General features: G+C 30.7%; 22 protein-coding genes and 3 pseudogenes. 3 read left to right on the forward strand and 22 right to left on the reverse strand.

What is annotated here, in order from left to right:
- Nucleotides 1–17 precede the first annotated feature (17 nt).
- From BDU_RS06875 to BDU_RS06920, 10 genes are read right to left on the reverse strand one after another with little or no spacing between them, the layout of a single operon-like run.
- Nucleotides 18–1,055 (reverse strand): anti-CBASS protein Acb1 family protein, encoded by a 1,038-nt coding sequence (locus tag BDU_RS06875; protein ID WP_012539634.1) that lies wholly within the window; start codon nt 1,053–1,055, stop codon nt 18–20.
- Nucleotides 1,056–1,074: 19 nt separating this feature from the next.
- Entirely contained in the window at nt 1,075–2,271 is a 1,197-nt protein-coding gene (locus BDU_RS06880; protein ID WP_012539635.1) for a PBSX family phage terminase large subunit, read from the reverse strand.
- 3 nt (nt 2,272–2,274) lie between these two features.
- Complete coding sequence (locus BDU_RS06885; RefSeq protein ID WP_143705883.1) at nt 2,275–2,613, reverse strand: hypothetical protein; 339 nt, start codon at nt 2,611–2,613, stop codon at nt 2,275–2,277.
- Nucleotides 2,614–2,637: 24 nt separating this feature from the next.
- Entirely contained in the window at nt 2,638–3,423 is a 786-nt protein-coding gene (locus tag BDU_RS06890) for a hypothetical protein (RefSeq protein ID WP_041177943.1), read from the reverse strand.
- A 5-nt stretch (nt 3,424–3,428) separates the two neighbouring features.
- Nucleotides 3,429–4,208, reverse strand: coding sequence for a hypothetical protein (locus BDU_RS06895; protein ID WP_012539638.1), 780 nt, complete (start codon nt 4,206–4,208; stop codon nt 3,429–3,431).
- Nucleotides 4,208–7,012 (reverse strand): right-handed parallel beta-helix repeat-containing protein, encoded by a 2,805-nt coding sequence (locus BDU_RS06900; RefSeq protein ID WP_012539639.1) that lies wholly within the window; start codon nt 7,010–7,012, stop codon nt 4,208–4,210. The genes BDU_RS06895 and BDU_RS06900 overlap by 1 nt, the downstream gene beginning before the upstream one ends.
- Nucleotides 7,013–7,023: 11 nt before the next feature.
- Nucleotides 7,024–7,410: a BBA14 family lipoprotein gene (locus BDU_RS06905; RefSeq protein WP_012539640.1), complete on the reverse strand. Its 387-nt coding sequence runs from the start codon at nt 7,408–7,410 to the stop codon at nt 7,024–7,026.
- Nucleotides 7,411–7,425: 15 nt separating this feature from the next.
- Nucleotides 7,426–7,800 (reverse strand): hypothetical protein, encoded by a 375-nt coding sequence (locus tag BDU_RS06910; protein WP_012539641.1) that lies wholly within the window; start codon nt 7,798–7,800, stop codon nt 7,426–7,428.
- 24 nt (nt 7,801–7,824) lie between these two features.
- On the reverse strand, nt 7,825–8,520 hold the full coding sequence (locus BDU_RS06915; protein WP_012539642.1) for a DUF261 family protein: 696 nt from the start codon (nt 8,518–8,520) through the stop codon (nt 7,825–7,827).
- Nucleotides 8,507–8,902, reverse strand: coding sequence for a hypothetical protein (locus BDU_RS06920; protein ID WP_049752327.1), 396 nt, complete (start codon nt 8,900–8,902; stop codon nt 8,507–8,509). Before BDU_RS06920 ends, BDU_RS06915 begins: the two co-directional genes overlap by 14 nt.
- A gap of 272 nt (nt 8,903–9,174) precedes the next feature.
- Here BDU_RS06920 and BDU_RS08365 point away from each other — a divergent pair, with 272 nt between their 5' ends.
- From BDU_RS08365 to BDU_RS07595, 3 genes are all read left to right on the forward strand, one after another.
- The gene (locus tag BDU_RS08365) at nt 9,175–9,813 is read left to right on the forward strand and encodes a hypothetical protein (protein WP_012539644.1); all 639 of its coding nucleotides are present in this window, start codon (nt 9,175–9,177) and stop codon (nt 9,811–9,813) included.
- 381 nt (nt 9,814–10,194) lie between these two features.
- Nucleotides 10,195–11,802, forward strand: coding sequence for a plasmid maintenance protein (locus BDU_RS07590; protein WP_012539645.1), 1,608 nt, complete (start codon nt 10,195–10,197; stop codon nt 11,800–11,802).
- Entirely contained in the window at nt 11,799–12,341 is a 543-nt protein-coding gene (locus BDU_RS07595) for a hypothetical protein (protein WP_012539646.1), read from the forward strand. Before BDU_RS07590 ends, BDU_RS07595 begins: the two co-directional genes overlap by 4 nt.
- Nucleotides 12,342–12,404: 63 nt before the next feature.
- On the opposite strand, the gene bdr (BDU_RS08850) is transcribed toward BDU_RS07595, so the two are convergent.
- The 12 genes and pseudogenes from bdr (BDU_RS08850) to BDU_RS08870 all read right to left on the reverse strand — a co-directional run bounded on the left by bdr (BDU_RS08850) (nt 12,405) and on the right by BDU_RS08870 (nt 18,973).
- Complete coding sequence (gene bdr, locus BDU_RS08850; protein ID WP_012539647.1) at nt 12,405–13,082, reverse strand: Bdr family repetitive protein; 678 nt, start codon at nt 13,080–13,082, stop codon at nt 12,405–12,407.
- A gap of 76 nt (nt 13,083–13,158) precedes the next feature.
- Nucleotides 13,159–13,968, reverse strand: coding sequence for a hypothetical protein (locus BDU_RS06945; RefSeq protein ID WP_012539648.1), 810 nt, complete (start codon nt 13,966–13,968; stop codon nt 13,159–13,161).
- A 150-nt stretch (nt 13,969–14,118) separates the two neighbouring features.
- Complete coding sequence (locus BDU_RS09050; RefSeq protein ID WP_404801594.1) at nt 14,119–14,217, reverse strand: hypothetical protein; 99 nt, start codon at nt 14,215–14,217, stop codon at nt 14,119–14,121.
- 9 nt (nt 14,218–14,226) lie between these two features.
- Nucleotides 14,227–15,151, reverse strand: a pseudogene (locus BDU_RS06950) (variable large family protein); the annotation flags it as partial.
- A gap of 156 nt (nt 15,152–15,307) precedes the next feature.
- The gene (locus tag BDU_RS06955) at nt 15,308–16,378 is read right to left on the reverse strand and encodes a variable large family protein (RefSeq protein WP_012539649.1); all 1,071 of its coding nucleotides are present in this window, start codon (nt 16,376–16,378) and stop codon (nt 15,308–15,310) included.
- A 215-nt stretch (nt 16,379–16,593) separates the two neighbouring features.
- Nucleotides 16,594–16,767 (reverse strand): annotated as a pseudogene (locus BDU_RS08370) (variable large family protein); the annotation flags it as partial.
- Nucleotides 16,768–16,848: 81 nt separating this feature from the next.
- On the reverse strand, nt 16,849–16,974 hold the full coding sequence (locus BDU_RS08860) for a hypothetical protein (RefSeq protein WP_318250854.1): 126 nt from the start codon (nt 16,972–16,974) through the stop codon (nt 16,849–16,851).
- 190 nt (nt 16,975–17,164) lie between these two features.
- Nucleotides 17,165–17,737, reverse strand: a complete 573-nt coding sequence (gene bdr / locus BDU_RS06960) for a Bdr family repetitive protein (protein ID WP_041177944.1) — start codon at nt 17,735–17,737, stop codon at nt 17,165–17,167.
- 41 nt (nt 17,738–17,778) lie between these two features.
- Nucleotides 17,779–18,255: pseudogene (locus BDU_RS06965) on the reverse strand (phage terminase large subunit family protein); the annotation flags it as partial.
- Nucleotides 18,256–18,339: 84 nt separating this feature from the next.
- Entirely contained in the window at nt 18,340–18,486 is a 147-nt protein-coding gene (locus BDU_RS09055; RefSeq protein ID WP_404801592.1) for a hypothetical protein, read from the reverse strand.
- Nucleotides 18,487–18,497: 11 nt separating this feature from the next.
- Entirely contained in the window at nt 18,498–18,722 is a 225-nt protein-coding gene (locus tag BDU_RS08865) for a hypothetical protein (RefSeq protein ID WP_318250855.1), read from the reverse strand.
- A gap of 2 nt (nt 18,723–18,724) precedes the next feature.
- Entirely contained in the window at nt 18,725–18,973 is a 249-nt protein-coding gene (locus BDU_RS08870) for a DUF603 domain-containing protein (RefSeq protein WP_318250860.1), read from the reverse strand.
- Nucleotides 18,974–19,299 lie beyond the last annotated feature (326 nt).

Genomic DNA, 19,299 nt, shown 5'->3' on the forward strand with positions numbered 1-19,299 from the left:
ACATAAATCAATTCTCACTAAACTTGCAAAAATTCGTTCAGCTCAAACTGAATTTTATTTACAAGATCCAAATTACCCATCTCATTAGCCTTTTCTAAGAGATCTGTATACAAAGACAGAGTACGCGCATGTTTCTCTTCAATATCAGCTTGTTCTTTTTGACTAATAGGCTTTACAGCCTTGAATTGCCAATTAGATTCAAGTCTAAATTTCCTCAAAACCGCATTGATAAAAGGCGCCATCATCAACTTACATATTTGCTCAATATTGAGATAGAATATGTCATAATTTCCAACACTTCCCTCCCCAGACGGAGATGTGGGATATAGTACTTCTTTAGGAATTCCAGAATAGAGCGTCACATCAGAAACAATAATCTCAAATGCATCTCTTATGGGACTTACAGAACGTGTAATATTTGCAATATCATCTTCTTTACCAAGTATCATCATTTTATGGTTGCTATCCAAAACCCCTTCTACATTTTTCTTAAGTTCAGAAAGATCGTGTGCTGTCATATCTTTTACAGATGGCAAAGTCGCAGATTTTAGAAAAGTAAAATTATTGACCTTTAAAAAACCAACCGTCTCATCAAGCAAAGAATTCATCATGCGACTACTCTTTTCTAAAGCCGAAAAATTCAAAAATGACGACTTCATTTTAATAACACGAGTCGGGTGTATATGATAAATAGAAAAACCATCTGCATCACAAACCTCACCAAAATTGAAACAACGAGATTCAAAACCATCCTTCAATGGTGTGCGGGGATCTTCAGAATCAGGAACTACTATGTAAAAAGCACTCTCCCCCGAAATAATTGAGGTGTAGACCATCTTTTTGATAACGCTTCTAAAATTATTTTCAAAAAGAACATCAAGCCCATCTCCTTTTTTGTGCTCAATGTCTCTAGATGCTGCAAATCCTGCATATATTTCTGCTACTTGATGAGAAAGTCTTAGCGAATCTCTATTCAAACAACTGCTGCTTGTAGGATAAAATATTGACTTTGAAGCAACACTCCTATCAAAATTCCTCCTTAAAAACTTAAACAATCAAACCTCCTCAACTCAATTACGTAAAAATGGACACAGCATTTAGAAAAGCTGGTATATACTGTAAATCTCTTTGCATCACAATATTTGTAGCGATACCACTCTCACTAGAAAAAGAATCGTCATAATAATATTCAGTGTCATGAAACTCTAAAATTACGTCTTCGGTCTCTTCTTTTTTTACAACATGCAAATTATTAGGTATAAGATAATCTGAGAGAACGTAAAGACTACGACTTCTGGCCATTAGAGAACCTCTACCAAAACGAGGCAAAACATATCTTAGCTCTTGTCTAGTATGTGGTAAGACAAAAGTTCCCCTAAAACGCGCACATTCAAGCTCATAATCTTCGCTTGAAAGTAATACTTTACTACTAGCATTAGTTACAACTGTTAATGGCAGATAACCAATTCTGCCAACAAGAATTTCTATCAAGCAAACTCTATTTCCTTTTATATGAATTCCAGTGTAAAAACTGCCTTGTACTCTAGATATCAAACTCTCATCGCATATTGTAAATTCTTTGATAAATCTAGCAGTTCCAAATTCAAACTCTTCACCTAAAACTTCAATCCTAAACCCAATATCATTGCCATGATAAGCAAGTTTTTGTTTCTCTAACCAAGCATTAACATCGCCTCCATTCAAAAACGGATTATCTCTATAAGTACTTTTGATAACACACACTGAAGGATTATCTTCATTCGCAATATAACGTTTGTAAAGCCAATGAGAACGCGGAACTGGATTGCTTGACATATAGATTCTACCACCTCTCTCTCTCATTGTTGGAATAAGTTTTTCAATATCGGATTCTGTAAACTGATTAGCTTCTTCTAACCAAAGATCTTTGAAGTGAGCATATGATTTCAAGTCTGTTGTATCGTGGCCACCTTCAAATACAAATGCACGTTTACGTCCATATATCAACTTTTTTGTCTCTATCTTAGCTTTGCTTATAGTAAATTCACGACGTAAGTTATATCTACTCAGCAATTCTAAAATCTCTTTATGAATTGATTGGGTAGTTTTGTTTTTCTTCTTTCGAACTGCCAAAGTATCACCACCATCCTTAGCGAACTTTCTCTCAAGATTGACAGTAGCAATATCATAAGTTTTGCCAGTTCCACGACTCGAATAGTATATGAAAATCTCAGCTTCGGGTTTACTTTTGTAGGCATTGTAATACACTGGCAGTCGCTTAAGTCTTACCATTTACTATCCTGCCTCGTTATTATTCTTGATAACACGCCCAATCTCACCCTCAGTATATGCACAACTATCAATAACAGAACCCTCTAAATTACCTAAAGACAACTTTTCTTTGTTGATAATGTCTAAAACCAAATCTTCAAATTCATTCATATCAAGCGAAGCAAAAAACACTCTAAATGCATGAAGACTTGTTGCTAAAACATTGCTATTGGAAAACTCAACCATCTTAGATACAAAGACTTTTACTAATGCTTCACGAGAATCTTCCATCTCACCTAATGGTTGAAAATGACTTTCAACAGCTTCTTTCAACAATTTTTTATAATCAAATTCATCGATCAACCTCAAAACTCCTTCTACATTGATTCACAGATCATAGCGAAAAAACCACAAATAAGCTAAATTTTTAGGTCTAGTCTCGCTACTACCCTCATAACCCGTATAACGTGAAAATCTATGAGAATATATAGGATCACCAAGTTTTAGATTATGTACAAAACCGTAAGATCCATCTTTCCAGTACCAACTATCTGAAAATCCTTTTGAGTTTGTATAAGCTTCTTTGAATAAATTTTGCCCATAACCATAATTCACTCTTTCATAATTTATGCGATGTTGATGATTTTTTAGAGCATAGCCTTGTGTGTCGCCTAAACTTCGTGAATTTGAAGCATCATATTGCCTGAGAAATCTACCTGAAAGACTTGGTGCAGAAGTTATACCTAAGACTCGAGTCGCATAACAATTTGATGGTAAACTTCTACCGTCTGGCAGACAAAATTTATTTGTATTAGAAAATGTTTCAATGAGTTTAGACCTATTCAACTTTGAACCCTCAACCGGAAATTTAGAGGTCAAAGTGCCAACAGCAACCTTTTCAATGAAAAAATCTACCATATGCTCTAAAACAGCATCCAAATTATCATCTAAAATAGATGGTATATCCTTATTCATTGGATAATAACGTCGATTTGCAATACTACTACCATCACAAATTCCAAACACATCTTTGTCTTTCAACACAATAGGTTCACCAATAGAGCCCGTATAACCTTTAGAATCAAGGTAACTTCCAATCCCAAATTGTATGCGGGTAGATTTGTCTGAAAGTCGAGATTTGATCTCTTCATAATCTTTCTGGCTAATACTCATGAAAATCACCAATCATATCTGTAAAAAGATACATAGGCCAAATTTACAGGCCTAGTTTCACTATCCCCATAGTATTCTGTATAGCTTGGAAAATCGTATTTCGAAATATAATCACCAAGTCTCATATTGTACACAAACCTATAATCACCAGTAGACCAATCACCAGTTTTGTAAAGCTGATCAAAACTTCTTACCAACTTACCATCGAAATTGATACTATCTCTGTTGATTGAATGATCATGTTTTTGAAAAGAATCACTTTGAGTATCACCAATACTACGCACATAATCATAAGATCCATGAGGATCATAGTGCCTCAAAAATCTACCCGACAGACTTGGTGCAGAATATATTCCAAATTTCTCTCTTACAAAGCATCCTTCAGGCAGACTGCGACCATCTGGCAAACAAAATTTCTTTGTTGCTTCAAAAGCTTCAATCAACTTAGAACGGGTCAAATGTGAACCTTCTCGTGCAAACTCAGCCGTCAAAAAGCCTGGATAAGTATTCTCTAAACATCGCTCAACCAAATCTTGTATATAAGAATCCAAAGTATCATCTAAAACTGGAGGAAGTCCCTTATTGATTGGATAATACTTTCGATTCTCACTACTCTTACCATCACAAATTGCAAACAAACCCCTATCTTCTACTACAATAGGCTCACCAAGTTTGCCAACATAAGTCTTTGCTTGTTCCATATTTCCAACTCCAAATTGGATTTTTACATTATCAGTCTGTAGACGTTTTTTAATGTCTTCAAAATCATCATCACTAATAGCCATTAAGCAGCCTCCTCTTTGTCTTTAAGATTCTCTTGGTAAGTACTCAAATCAACAATTCTAGATTCAACATCAGACTTCTTTGTCAAAGAAATACCAAGCTCATTCTTTACAAAAAAATCTTTTACTAACAAATCAACAAAAGAACTACTCTTCAAGCCCACCTCATTTTCTATAAAGTTGTTTTCAGAAAGTCTCGCATTTACAATATCGCTAATATTGAATGCAACACCCTTATTATTGCTAAATTCAACGGCATTAACCTTAATGCTTGAAAATTGCTTGAGATGTAAACCATTTTCATTAGTCTTGATCACACCACCCCTAATGATGACATTCAATCCACTTGCAACCGATGCATTCTTATTAGAATCAATCTCCACCCCAATAAGTGTCATATTACTAACATCATCAACAACAAAACCTTGATTTGTATCTTTGAAAATAACATTTTCAAAAAGAATTTTTTGAACACCACTAACTTTTAATGCCAAGGCCTGATTGTTGCGAAATATGATATTTTTCAAATACAAAAAACTAGCATCAGTTGCGTAAACAGAAGTTCTCTCTTCTTCTCTTACCTTATAACTTGAACACAATCTCAAATCAGGAGCACCAATGAACTCTTTGTCTTCTAAATATGAATTCAAATGTTCACTATCATTAAGTGAACCTCCCTTGATCCAAAATTCACTAATAGGTTGATGTAATATAGTCATGTCTGACAACTTACAAGAACGGTTTGCTACAAGTACATCTTTTACAAAACCACTAGGTCTCAAAACAACCCCATAATCTCCTCTAAGTTGTAAATTAGATATATCCAATGATCCATACAAGTAAAAATCACCTGGAAGTAGTCTTATTTTGCTTGTTGAAGAGCGTTTTGCAAATTCAAAAGCCTCCTGAATTGTCACTTCATCTTTGAAGCCTGTTGCAACAAAATGAGGTTTTTGAAAATTATCATCCGCTAAAAATTGACAATTAAAAGGTGCGACCACAACTTCACTAACAGCTTCTAAATGAGATTGAGCACCTATATGCTGAGAAGTGGTCAAATAATCATAATGCGTATAATCTCCCCATGTAAGACCCTCATACTCATACAATCTTATATTCATGTCAAATCCGGTAATTTTCTTTGAAAGAATCAAGAAAAAATGTTCGAATCCTGAATCTTCAAACTTTAGACGTACAAAATCTGTAAGATCTAATTCCTGAATTGACCTGAAATTAACTATTGTGTGGCCTTTGACCCGTAAATTAGTTAGAAATTCAAAAAGTCTAACAGCAGACCCAGAATCAAAAATAAATCGGGTAGAATATTCGAATCGTTTGCTGTAAAAATCATCAGCATTATCAGTTTGCAGTGTATTCCGAGCAGTGGTGTAAAAAACATCACCATATATATCAACATAATAAATATAACGAGAACCTTGACTTGAAGATGTATTTTTGAACCAAATGCGCGCTTTTGTTGGATAATACTCCTCATGAACAAGCTTAATATCAGAATCGGCGCTAAATCGTGTTTCAAGATTATGCGTTGAAACTACAGCTAAATGCTCATTTAGAGCATAATGATTATGCCATACTTCTTTTCTAGTAAAATCCCACTTATAAGCAGTATCAAACCATTTAGGATCATATTCTTGGTAAACAACACTACCTATTTTGTCTGCAAAATCAGGATATACTACTCCTTTTTGCAACACTGCAACATAATAACTACCCCCATAATTCTGAAAAGGGGCAGAATACAGTGGTCGCTTTTGTGAAATAGACTCTTCTTTTGTTTGAAATTTACCTTCTCTCCAAATAACCCTGTTAGAATCATAACTACTAGAACTACTTTTGGACAAAACATAGCTATTTGCATCTATCGAACAATAAGCTACATCCTTCTTTATAACTTCACTTTTCCAAATAGGTAAAATTTGCAGTTTTCCATCACCTGTAAATGTATACGCATATCCAAATTCATAGAGCAAAGCTGAAAGAATTGTCTGTATATCCTCACCCTCATCAATAATTACAGCGGGAACTCGATTTAGGATACTCTCAGAGCGATCATCATCAAGTGAATCATTCAGCTTAGTTTTGCCCAAAATTAGATGTACTAGGGATTGTTCTTTGATCAAAGGATTATATACATACAGCCAATCGGGATTGAAATTGATCGGAAACTGAATGGGTTTTTCAAAAACAATGTTGAGAAGCTTAGAATAATCGTTCACTACAAAGTTGATAGTCTGAGTTGAGTTCAAAACTTCGCGATTGAAAAATTTTTCTAAAATTCCCTTGAATAAAGGTTTTTTACCATCCTTAACCTGCACATATACATCTTCTTTTCTAAAAAATAGAAAATCTAAAAATTCATTTGAAAGTCCGCCTGCATCAAACTTGAAACTACTTGTCGCAGTCTTCAACGTGGGATCTACAATCTTTAGCTCTAAAGAAATACTTGATATATTTGCATAAGGCGTAAGATCAAAAAACTGACCTTCGTCCGTAAAAAAAATAATGCTCAAATTACAATAATTTTCTTCTTCATCTAAGATATCACCTGTTACATCAGTAGAATCAGAATCAGAAGAACCAGAATCAGTAGAATCAGAATCAGTAGAATCAGAATCAGTAGAATCAGAATCATCATCAGATGATATCAATTCTGAATCAACAAGTTCAGAAGGTTCATTAGACACTGCGGAAACCAAATCATCAGAAGAAGGAGCATCTGTAACTAAATCTAATGATTCTCTTTCTTCTAATGCAGTTTCTAATTCACCTTCTTCTTGTAAATTCACTATATTCTCCCCTACTCTTCTAAGTACAACTGGGTATATTTGCGATATACAGAAACAACAATAGGTTTTGTTCCTTGTATATAACGTTTGTAATAAGCAATTCTTTCAGCAATTTCTAATTCACTATTATCTTTGTATGTAGTATCAAAATCTTCAAAATATGGAAATTTGTCCCTCTTGTAATAACGAGCAACATAACTTTTAGCATCAATAAGCCATAAATTGAGGCTTAACGCATATTTGAATAACGCACCCTCATCAATACCCAAACTTACAGGATCATTTTTATGGAGCAGTGCAGGTTGAACAGGCAGATCTGGAATATGCTTACAAGAAAAGAATATGACCACTAAAAGCAAAGACAAAAAATAACTTTTATTTACAACAAATCTATTCATAAACGCCTCACCTATTCACCTATAATGATTCACTGATTCAGATTTGAATTTTTGTAATATCTCATTAGCAATTTGACCTCTAAGCTTGATGAGCCTATTATACTCATCCCAATTCTCACCATCTTCTATAGCCCTACAAGCAGCAATAGATACATCAAGCACTCCTTGAAGTTTTGAATCAAATATTTCAAATGCACGTTTTTTTTCATTGCTTTTTGCAATTTCATTCTTGATATAGTAAATGAAACTAAGAATGTTACTTGTCAATTTCATCCCTTCACGTACAAGATTAGTATTAGACTCTCCAACTAAACCATCTAATTCTTCAAGTAAAGAATCTTTTGCTACTACCGCATCAAAAAGCTTATTCACACTTCTGATCGCACTCACTTTAAACCTCCTAAAACAAATTTTTTATAATTTATTAAATTGCTCACGATACAAAGCAAGTCTTTGTCTAACGTCACTAACAATAGACGAATCAATAATTTTGAACACTCGTAAAGATTCAAGAACACCGTCATTTACGGCTTTGGAACTGCCAAGCGAATCCCAAATAATAGAATTCAAATCATTATCAACGATCACAAAATGGTATAAATCACTTTTACTATCTTTATATTTCCCAATCAAAATATCACAACTATCGGGCTCATATTCAGTAGGGGAGTAGTGTACATTGAGATAATGAATATCATCGCCAATTCCAAGACTTTTGAATATTAAATTTGGATCAAGAACATATGAATTTGCATCTTTTAAACATCCAGCAGAAGCAAGACTTTTGAAAATCAAATCAACTTCGAATTTGTCGAAGCATTTTTCAATCTTGTCTTTTATCTCTTTTACGACGAATGCAATAAACAAAATGCACAAAAAATAACATCCAAACTTACAAATAGCACTATTTTGTTCTTTGAAATTATATTGAAAAGGAACTACTAGCCTATGTTTTTCTATTTCTTTGATTTTTTCATACACTTGATAAGAAGAATTTTTCAAAGGAACAGCACTTTCAAGCAATTCCGATTTATATTTTTTTATAAAATGATCTTTCAAGAGTTTATATGCAAAGTCGTAAAGAAAAACAAACAATTTATTTTTCATCATTTGCTTCTTCCCCTACTCTGTTTACTTCTTCCCCTACTCTCTTTAGAGAATCGAAACATTTATTCAACTCTTCTTTGAATGCGAGCTTAATTTTAAGTCTTTCTTTGAACAGAAGAGTTTCTACTTCTGATATCATCTCTTTACTTTCTAAATTCAACTTTTGAATATCTTTTTTTACATCTTCCTTAAAAAAATTTTTCAGGGATTCAAATTCATTTTTCAGTCTGTTTTCAGATTCAACACGTAATTCTTCGAGAAGATCTTTCTTCAGTTCAGCTAAAAATCCTTGAAAAGCATAAGTTCCCAATCCTGAAACACAAATAACTATTCCTGTTACAACAGTTCCAATGATATTAAGTTGTTTTTTTAGGTTATTAGCCAAATCCCCTCCTGTTGCCCTTAAAAATGACAAACAAAATTACTTCACCATTCTTAACCTAACTTTATTAAATCAATAAAAGCAAAGTAACTTGCTCTTTTAATCTCGGAAATAAAATCAATGCTAATAAAATAAACAATAAATAAAAAATTGTCAATATTGCTAAATAGCTATTTCACAGCTTTAAATAATATTAATAAATAAATCTTTAACTAAAGATTAACCTTTAGATATAATAAAATATCAAATGTCTATTATAAGGAGATAAAATCAATATGATAAAAGTAGGAACAATACAATTATATAAACTTGGAGAAGTTGTAAAAATACTAAAAGAAAATTTCAATTTTACAATTGATAATCCAACTCTCTGCAGAAAAGCAAGCAAACTAAACGCATATGTAATATATAACGAAAAGAAATATATTCCTAAAGACATAATATATCATTTGACAGCAAACATGAGATACCTAGAAACCAAAATAAATACTCAAAAAATTATTGAAAATAAAATAGAAAGTATAAAGCAAGATATAAGTACATATGATAAAAAGCATAAAATAAATCCATTAACGGCAATACAAAGAATTAAAACCAATAACAACAATACAACAACATTTATTAAAGCATTTTTAGAATTAACAGAAGAAATAAAAAATATAAAGGAAGAAACACAAAAAGAAATAAAAAATATAAAGGAAGAAACACAAAAAGAAATAAAAAATATAAAGGAAGAAACACAAAAAGAAATAAAAAACAAAGACGAAGAAATATTCACGCTAAAACAAATAATACAAAACATACAAAAACAGACTCAAATAAATTTAAACAAAGAATTAATAAGTACAATAAATAATCCTATTTATAAAAAATCAAAAAATAATTTTTATATAACAAATAAAAAAAATATTTAATATATATAAAAGAAACAATTAATCTAAATGATGATATAAATATTATCTACAGAATATTTATAATTTTCAATTTATAAAATTTCTTTTAGCATGCTAAAACAATTTTATTGACAATAAAATTTAATTAATTTAAAATTAGTATTTATGGTGCAAAATAACATCTTAAATACTAATTATGACATGTTTTTTTACTATATATATGAAAATTTCACAAAAATTGTTTCTAAAGTTTGTTCAATCAAAAGAATGGTATATAAAAAAATCACCTTAACTACAAAACTAGTCAAGAGTGAAATTTTCATATATAATAGTATACAAATTAAAGTCCAAAGATTCTTCAAAAAAGAAAATCCAAACTTTGGACAAAAATAAAAATCAACTATGCTAAGTATACCAAAAGATAATAAGAATTTCAAATTTCAAGACCCAAAAGGTCAAATAAATGCAATATTAAAAAGCCTTGTAGAACTAAATATCCATAAAGATCCCAATAATAGTCAAACAATACGAATGTCATATGTTAAATTGCAAATAATCAAGATGCTTAAACGCTATAAAAGAATAATTAAAGTTTATTGGGCAATAAATACTAAAAATACAAATTATAAACAATCAATGGGCGTTGAAGAATATTCAGCTTGTGATATCCAAAAAATAGTACTTAAATTATTAGAAAATGATTCTGCAAAAAAAGTATGTAAAAGAACACTTGAACGAGATATAAAACTCTTAAATGAAATGGGATTGATAAAATCTAAAATTAGAAAACTTGGTGAACAAAAAGGAAGTATTGCTTACTATGTACAAAACATGGAACTTGCTCATGTACACAAAGATATAATCCTAGAATACCTCATACAATTACTTACAGAAAATCTACATGATAAAAAAATCATCGGCGATTTTGATGCAGACATAAAAAATACAACTTTCAATTACACAAATCTAGAAAAGTTTGGAATACTATCTAAATTCAAAGAATGTAAAAGTCTCATCAAAATGTCGCATGTGCAAACACCGGACGTTATTAATAAAGCTAATATAAGCAATATAAATAAAGAGAATTCTAAAAACTCTTTAGAGAAAAACTCTGCAAAAAGTCTTTCATGTGAAAAACCAAAAAGTGGTGAACAAAAAAGTGAAAAAGTGCGATTCAAACGAATTGGCGTAAAAACTAGACTGATCGATGTTCACAAAATAAGCAGAAACTATATGCAACAGGTGAAAGAGCTGAGCAACAACGATTCAACGTACATAAACGCCCTGCTAAATTTGGAGACTGCCATAAATGAGTATGGAAAAGAATATGATATCGAAGATATTTTGAAACACTTTCTAAAGCAATTTGGCAACAGATACAAGTACAAAGTGTGGATGATGATGAAAAGAAAAGATGGCGTAATAAACGACTATGATCTCATATGGGAGGGTCGATTCAAAGATTGGTACTCGCATAAGTATAAGAAAAATTATACGACGACAAAAGAAAAATATGGCGAAAAAATAAGATTAGCAGGCAAAAATTTTGAATTTAATGCGTCAAAAAATGTGAAAGACGAAGAAGAAGAAAAAAAAGAAAAAGAGAAAACAGAAAAAGAACGCAAACTGCAGCTCAAACGACAACAAGAATATATAGAGAGGTTATTTAGGCAAGAAGAACAAGAAAGAAAAGAGCGAATCAGAAGGAGAGAAGAAGAAAAGGCAAAGTTGAGAATGGAGGTTAAAGAAGAAATACGATCTTATGTAGGAAGTATTGAAAATGGCGATTCTAGTGATGATATTGCAAAGTTATACCCTTTATACGAAGAGAGTAGGGGAGATAATATTGCTGTACGCCCGCCGCGGCCACAAATTAACACTAATTTTGAAGGATTCAAAACAACCAAAGGACTTTCTCTTGCTAGTTTAGGAATTATGCTTCAATATCAAGAGCAAGATCCAGACAAAGATAAAATTTTGATGCAAAATGCAAAAGGAGAGACGATATGAAATTTACGTTGAAGTATTTGATAAGAAGACTTTATTTGAGAAGGGATAGATTTTGGCAAACTTATATGAGCGATGAGATTCAGTCTAAAAAAAATGATGGGACAATAGTTAATTTTCCAATACTAAATTCTGATGATATTGATTATGAGTATGTATCTTCATATGTTAAAGATTGGATAAGCAAGAAATATGTAGATAATTCGGATATCAAAATTCAACTAGTGGACAATCTGTATTATAATTGCGAAATAAGGAAATATAGTTTACTTGCTGGTTTTTTAGAGACTCTTCATAGAGATTATAAGGAAATTTTTCTTGGTAATTTAGAAAGAAAAAAGATAGTTGAACCTAAAATTAAGTTACAACCAGAAGATCAATCAGGAGAAGAAAAAGATCAAAAAGATCAATCTGTAGATCAAGCAGAAGAACGGGTTGTGCAACAAGATCAAGCACAAGCAAAAGCAGCAACTAAAGCTAAGGCAGCTAAAAAGCCTGCTACTAAGCCAGGAGTTATTCAGCCAGAGGTTATTCAAAGTTAACTAGAGATTAATATGAATTATTGATTTTGCTAATGAAAGATTTGTAGAATTAGTAATTCATGTTTACTTATTTATAATTGAGTTGATTATTGAGATTAATGTTAAAAGAATTCCTACGTTAATTGTAATAATAGTTCCAAGCATCCAATTATTTAATTTTAATTTACTATTAAGTTCTGTTTTGTTAATTTCAATTTTATTATCAAGTTCATTAAATTTAGTGTCAATTTTAATATTTAAGTTATTTTCAACAGTATCAATTTTATTATTGAGATCTCTAATATCTGATTTTAAGTTATTTTCAACAGTATCAATTTTATTATTAAGATCTCTAATATCTGATTTTAAGTTATTTTCAATAATATCAATTTTATTATCAAGTTCATTAAATTTAGTGTCAATTTTAATATTTAAGTTATTTTCAACAGTATCAATTTTATTATTAAGATCTCTAATATCTGATTTTAAGTTATTTTCAATAATATCAATTTTATTATCAAGTTCATTAAATTTAGTATCAATTTTATTATCAAGTTCATTAAATTTAGTATCAATTTTATTATTGAGATCTCTAATATCTGATTTGAATGCCATTTTTAGAAGTTCAAGATCTTTAGTAGTAAGTTCATTTTTATAGTATCTATAAGATAAATCGTCAGCAATATCTCTATCCATCCCGACTTTTACGAGCTCATTTAAGACCATTTGTCTTGTTACTACTGGCTGTATCATATGTTCCATGAAAATCTCCTTATATAATATTATAGTGTTTTTAGGGTTTATTGTTAAGTAAAAAATAAGTGAATTTAGTTGATGTTCACGACAATAAGGTGTTAGAAAAGATTTGTTTTTGCATTTTGTGAGTATTTTTATAGGAAATACCTAATTGCTTTAGATTTAGGTTAATGTGTGATTTGAGATTATGTATATTTTTGTTAGAGTTTGGATCGAGAAAAAAGGATTCAATTAGGTTGGCAATAGTAGATTGTAATTTATTATTGCTTTTTTTATAAAAAAGTAAATTTGCAGTATGTAGACGTAAATTTTGAAATGAATTAATGAAAACTAAGTTTTTATGACTCTTTAGAGGGGTAGTTTTATTTACAAGTTTTATGCTTTTGTATTTTGGATTTTTTGAAATGGGTTCATAAGAATAAAAATTATCCTTTTTGTTTAAGGAATTAGAAATAACATAGTAAATACATTCTAAATGTTTAGTAGTTGTACTTTCAAGAAATAGTTTTTTAATAATACTGTTAAGTTTCCAAGTAATAATATTGAAATTATGTTCTTTTAGAGAATAAATGGCGTTTATAATTAATTTAGAGTTTACCAATGTATGTTTTCTAATTTGTAAATTGGATGATAATCTGTAAGTAATAGTATCATCTGTATAATTAGTGATAGTAAAGTTTTTGTTGGTGAATTTAGATAAGGGAATACCAGAAGCAAGTAAGATGCCTATTGCTTTAAGTTCTGTACTATTTGATATTAAGATATGATTTTTGCAAAAATTAATAATTTCTTTAGGATTTATTTCGATTATATTATTTGTACTATTGTTAAATGTTTGTTTAACATTTTTTTGATGTTTGATGTTTTTAAAAAATTTTTTTATACTAATCATTGCGTATAAATATTATATTTATTTTAAAAAATAGTCAACTTTTCTCATTTTACGGTCAACTTTTATAGAATTGTTACCTTATTACAAGGTAACAGAACACAAATATAAATATATTAAAAACTATGCTTAATTTTATTCTAAATTTTAGAATCAATACTTCTTAGTAAAAGCAAGCTCAAACGACAAACCAGCATTTTCGTTGAAATTTGCCTCAAACTGAGGCTTAAACCCTCCCAACAAGATACCCAATTTTTCTTGAAGTTTTTTATTATAACTAGACGCATATGCAGCAGCACTAAATTTACCACTCTTAGTCATTGCCTTAAGAGCTACTGCTGCTACTAAGTCTGCATTACTTTTTGCTCCAGCACCAGCAGAAGCATTATTATTAGAAGCCAGCTAATATTCCAGCATCATGACTACCAGCATTAAGTTGCGTAGGAGCAGTTGCGGTAGCATTTTTAATCTTATCAATCATTGCCCATGGATCTGCTTTTGATACCTCACCTATTAATTTATCACCAGCTCCTTGAGTAGCCTTACTAGTATGACCTCCAAGCACAGCAATAGCTTCAGTAGCAGCATTTGCAGTAGCTATTGGATTACCAGCATCTCCAGATTTAATTTTTATACCAGCCTTTCCTGCTTCTTCAACAATTGTCTTAATTCCCCCAATAATAGCTTCAACTCCAGCCTTATCAGCTGCAACAGTGGAATTATCAACATTATCACCAATCGGATTACCATCATTAGTTACACCAGATAATTTAGTTAAAGCATCAATTAATTTGTCAAAAACCTCACTTGCTCCTTGAATTGCATCTTCCACAATTTTAATTTTACTTCCATCAGCATTCTTAACTTCGGATATTTTATCTGATAGCTCTTGTAACTTATTCTTAGTTGTCATAATTCCTTCTCCAACCTTCTTAAAATGTTCTCCAACTTTACTTCTACTATCCCCCACTTTAACTACATTAAATCCTAATACATCCCCCATTGCACTCCCAAAAACGCCAAAAATCTCTTGAAACCCTTCTCCGATCGCCACTAATGACTCTAAAAAACTATTCTTCTTTGCTAAGTCTACCTTCCCCTCTCCTCCTGCTACTCCCCCACTATTACATCCCATCACCATCATCATCATCTCCACCATCATCATTATCATCACTCTATTTATCATTTCCCCTTTTATTCCTTTCTTAATTCTTGTCGCTTACTTAAAGAAAGCAAAAAAATATAACTCATATAACACATACAATACTGCAAATAAAAAAAGAGAGCTTTACTGCTCCCTTTAATAAAATTCTGATCTAATCATTTCAACTATATTCAACTCTTACTGTTGCCCTACTGCTTTTGGCTCTCTTGCCTTATCTACTTCTTCCTTTACTTTCTCCAAAACATTCTTTACCGTCTTCTTCACTATTTCTTCTACTGCTCCCAATAATTTATTTACTGCACTTACTCCTACTAATTGTGCTATTTTGTCATCATCACTACTATGTGCGGCTAATTTACCACCTTTCACTAATGAACGTAAGGCTATCCCCCCTGCTACTGCTGCTGCCTTTGCTACATCTTTTGCTAAATTATCTTTATTACCTCCTAATGCAAACTTTAATGTACTTGTTGCAGCATCGGCATCACTCCCACCTAATGCTTGATCATTTTCTCCTGATGCAACTATTGATGCCAGCATTTCCTCTCCGCTTACTGATGATACTATTGCTGCTGCTTTCTCTCCCACTGCCGCTCCTGGACCTTGATCTGTAGCTAATATTTTAACTCCATCCTTATTATCTGCATTATTTACTTTTACTGCCGTTTCTCCTGCTTGCGGCTTTGCAACACCTTCTTTACCGGCTGTACCCACTATTCCTTTAAATGCATTATATGCTTTTTTTAATTCAAGCGCAGCTGCTGCTACTCCTTGGTTTTGAGAGACTGACACACCTACCTTTTCACTATCACCTATATCTTTTAAAGACTCTAAATGCCCTTTCAATGAACTTAAAACTTCCTTAGATGCATCAACTACAACTCTAATTGAATTTTTTGATGCATCACTTTTATCAACACCCGATGTTACCTTACTTGCTACTTTTTCTAATTCATTTGATGCTTCTCCAAGTTTACCACCCAAACTATAAAAATAACCCGCTACATCACTTCTATTTGTATCCTTAGTCACTTTTAATCCTAATGTATCTGACATTAACTCTATAAATGCATAAAATACTCTCTCTGCACTTCTCCCTACTTCCATCATTGCCCCACTTAATCCTCTCCCGTCTCCTCCTCCTGTCCCTTCTCCTTTCACTCCTCCACTATTACATCCCATCATCACCATCATCATCATCAATAATATTACTCTTACTTTCCCCTCTCCTTTTTTCTCTTTATTCATTCTTCTAGCCTCCTTATTTTTTATTTTTTTCTAGCTTATCTTTAAAAGAAGCAAAAAAATATGACTTATATAACACATACAATACCGCAAATAAAAAAAGAGAGCTTTATTGCTCCCTTTATCAGCGTTCTTATCTAATAATTTTATCTATATTCAATAGATTATTAATTCACATATTAATTAGCCTTAGACTCAGAACCTTATCCTTGCTTAATCTCTCCTAATAACTTATTTATTTCTTTTAATCCTTCATCTACTGTATTACTAATCGCTATTTTACTAAAATATGCAACAATTTCACTTTTTTTAATCCCCGCCTTTATTCCCAATATCCCTGTAGTCATATCCCCAAAACTTACAAATACTTCCATAAATCCTTTACCTAAATTTGCCTACCGAACCCACAAATTGTTACCTTTCGCCTACTACACCATCACATCTCATCAATATATGATACAATTCAATAGTGTTTATTTAAGTTCTACTTTTAGCTTATCTAACGTATCTTCAATACCACGTAAAGCAGTACTATAAATAACTTCTAAGTTGATTCCATTGTGCAGGACATCTTCTGCAACATTATTTATATAATTCATAAGAATTGATTTTATAATTGTACTTCATTATTTCTCCAACCTTTACAACCCTACTTAACCTTATTCAATATACAAAAAATAATTATAGATCAATTATTTATTTTTGCTAAAAAATAATAGCAAAAATTATAAAAATTGCAAAAAAATTAAACTTATTATTTAGATAGAAGAAATATTTACTTATTTAAACTTACTTTATAAACAATGCATATAGCATAGATATTAATGCTATAAATATTCCTACATTAATGGTAATAATAGTCCCAAACATCCAAGCATGTAATTTAAATGTTCCTTTAACATCTGATGCAAATTTATCTATCTTAGTATCAAGCTCATTAAATTTAATATCTATCTTAGTATCAAGTTCCATTTTATTCACTTCCATATCTTTCCTAACAGTATCTATCTTGTTATCAAGTTCATTAAATTTAACATCTATTTTGTTATCAAGCTCTGTAAATTTAGCATCTATCTTGTTATCAAGTTCTGTAAATTTAATATCTATCTTAATATTTAAATTATTCTCTACGGTATCAATCTTAGTATCAAGTTCTCTAATCTCAGCCTTTAAACCACGCTCTAATATTTCCAGTTTAAGATTAAAATTATTTTCTAAATATTGAAGATCTTTAGTAGTAAGCTCATTCTTATAGTATCTATAAGATAAATCGTCTGCAATCTCTCTATTAATACCCGCTTTTACAAGCTCATTTAGTACCATCTGCCTAGTAATTACAGGTTCCATTTGCATATACTCCATAAAGAATCTCCTTATATAATTATTATACAATAATTTACAAACTAAATGAAAGTAAATTTAGTAAAATGTTGACTTCTATCACGATAATTTAAAGACATAATTAAATATGCTACTGATAATACATCAAGAGCATCATCATGAACTTCGCCATCTCCATTATATGAATAAATATCACTAAATAAAGAACGACTACTATAATCTAACAAATGCATCTTGTTATAAGTAAATGGTTTTAAAAAAGAAACAATTCTTGCGTGTTTATTTGTTTTGGGTCTTGTTGGTGCAATTCTAAAGTAATTTTCCATATTGTCTCGAAGTCTAACATATTCACGTGTCAAAGCCCCAGATCCTTTAATATCATCTCTATCTTCAATATAAAGTGTATTAACATTTAAATTCCCCATTATTACCTTTATTGTATTCATAACATATGGATCAACAGCTGGTTTTTGATCTTGAAATATAAACGCATAATACTTATCCGACACCTTCTCTAAAACACAAAGAGCAATATTATCCAAAAATGTTTTACCACTCGCAATCCCACCTGATAAAATAACTTTGTTTCGATTATTCTTTTCAATATCAAGTAACACGTTACGTTATTTTTTAGTCAATAACTTATTTTCAAAGCTTTTAAAATCAACAACTACTGGTTTTGGTTTAATAAAAGACGCAATATCAACACCAAATTCACGCTTATATTCCCTTTGCATCTTTTTAAAAAGAGGTAGATCATATATATTCACAACATAATCCTTTAAATTTTAAATTTAACTTGTGATTCAAAATCAGTTGCTTTTAATTTAAGCATGGCTTGGTAATACAATTCCATTTTTTTAAGTTCTTCTGCTCGTTTAACTTCGTCAAGTTCACATAGCTTATTATTAAGATCTTGCTCGTCTTCATTATTAATTCCTTCTCTAAGTCTTTCAATTTTGCTCTCTAATACCTTTATTTCCTTATTGTATGATTTAAATTCCAAATCTAAATAACTATAAATGACGCAATAAATTCTAATCTCAATCTATTTCGAGACATATGAAGCTGGCTTTTAATACTACTTGATTGTGAATTATGCTCTGATGCACGAATTAACACATTATTTAGAACTTCTTCACTAATTGTTACTTTTGGATATTCTTCTAAATTATTGCTTTCTCTAGACTCCCATCTACGCCTCATTTTACATACATTAGCACGACTTACACCCATCTCTTTACTAATTCTGTGCATCACTAAGCTTACTTTCATTAAAATACACAATATAATCATAAAATGATTTCTTTACTTTATTCATATCTCTTCAACCTTCTAAATTAAAAAAAATTAATTTAACTTAACATAAGCTCTATAACAAAATAATAATTTTACAAAACATACAATAAAACCAAAGATATATTTTTAAAATAAAAACATATTATTAATTAATTAATTATGTATAATAAAAAATAAGGAGAATATTATATGAAAAAAATATATTAATACTTTGCATCACATTATTTTTATATGGTTGTAATGCAAATAAACATACAAATACAAATAAACATACAAATACAAAT

This window comes from Borrelia duttonii Ly (assembly GCF_000019685.1).
In the GTDB taxonomy this organism is placed as follows: Bacteria; Spirochaetota; Spirochaetia; order Borreliales; family Borreliaceae; genus Borrelia; species Borrelia duttonii.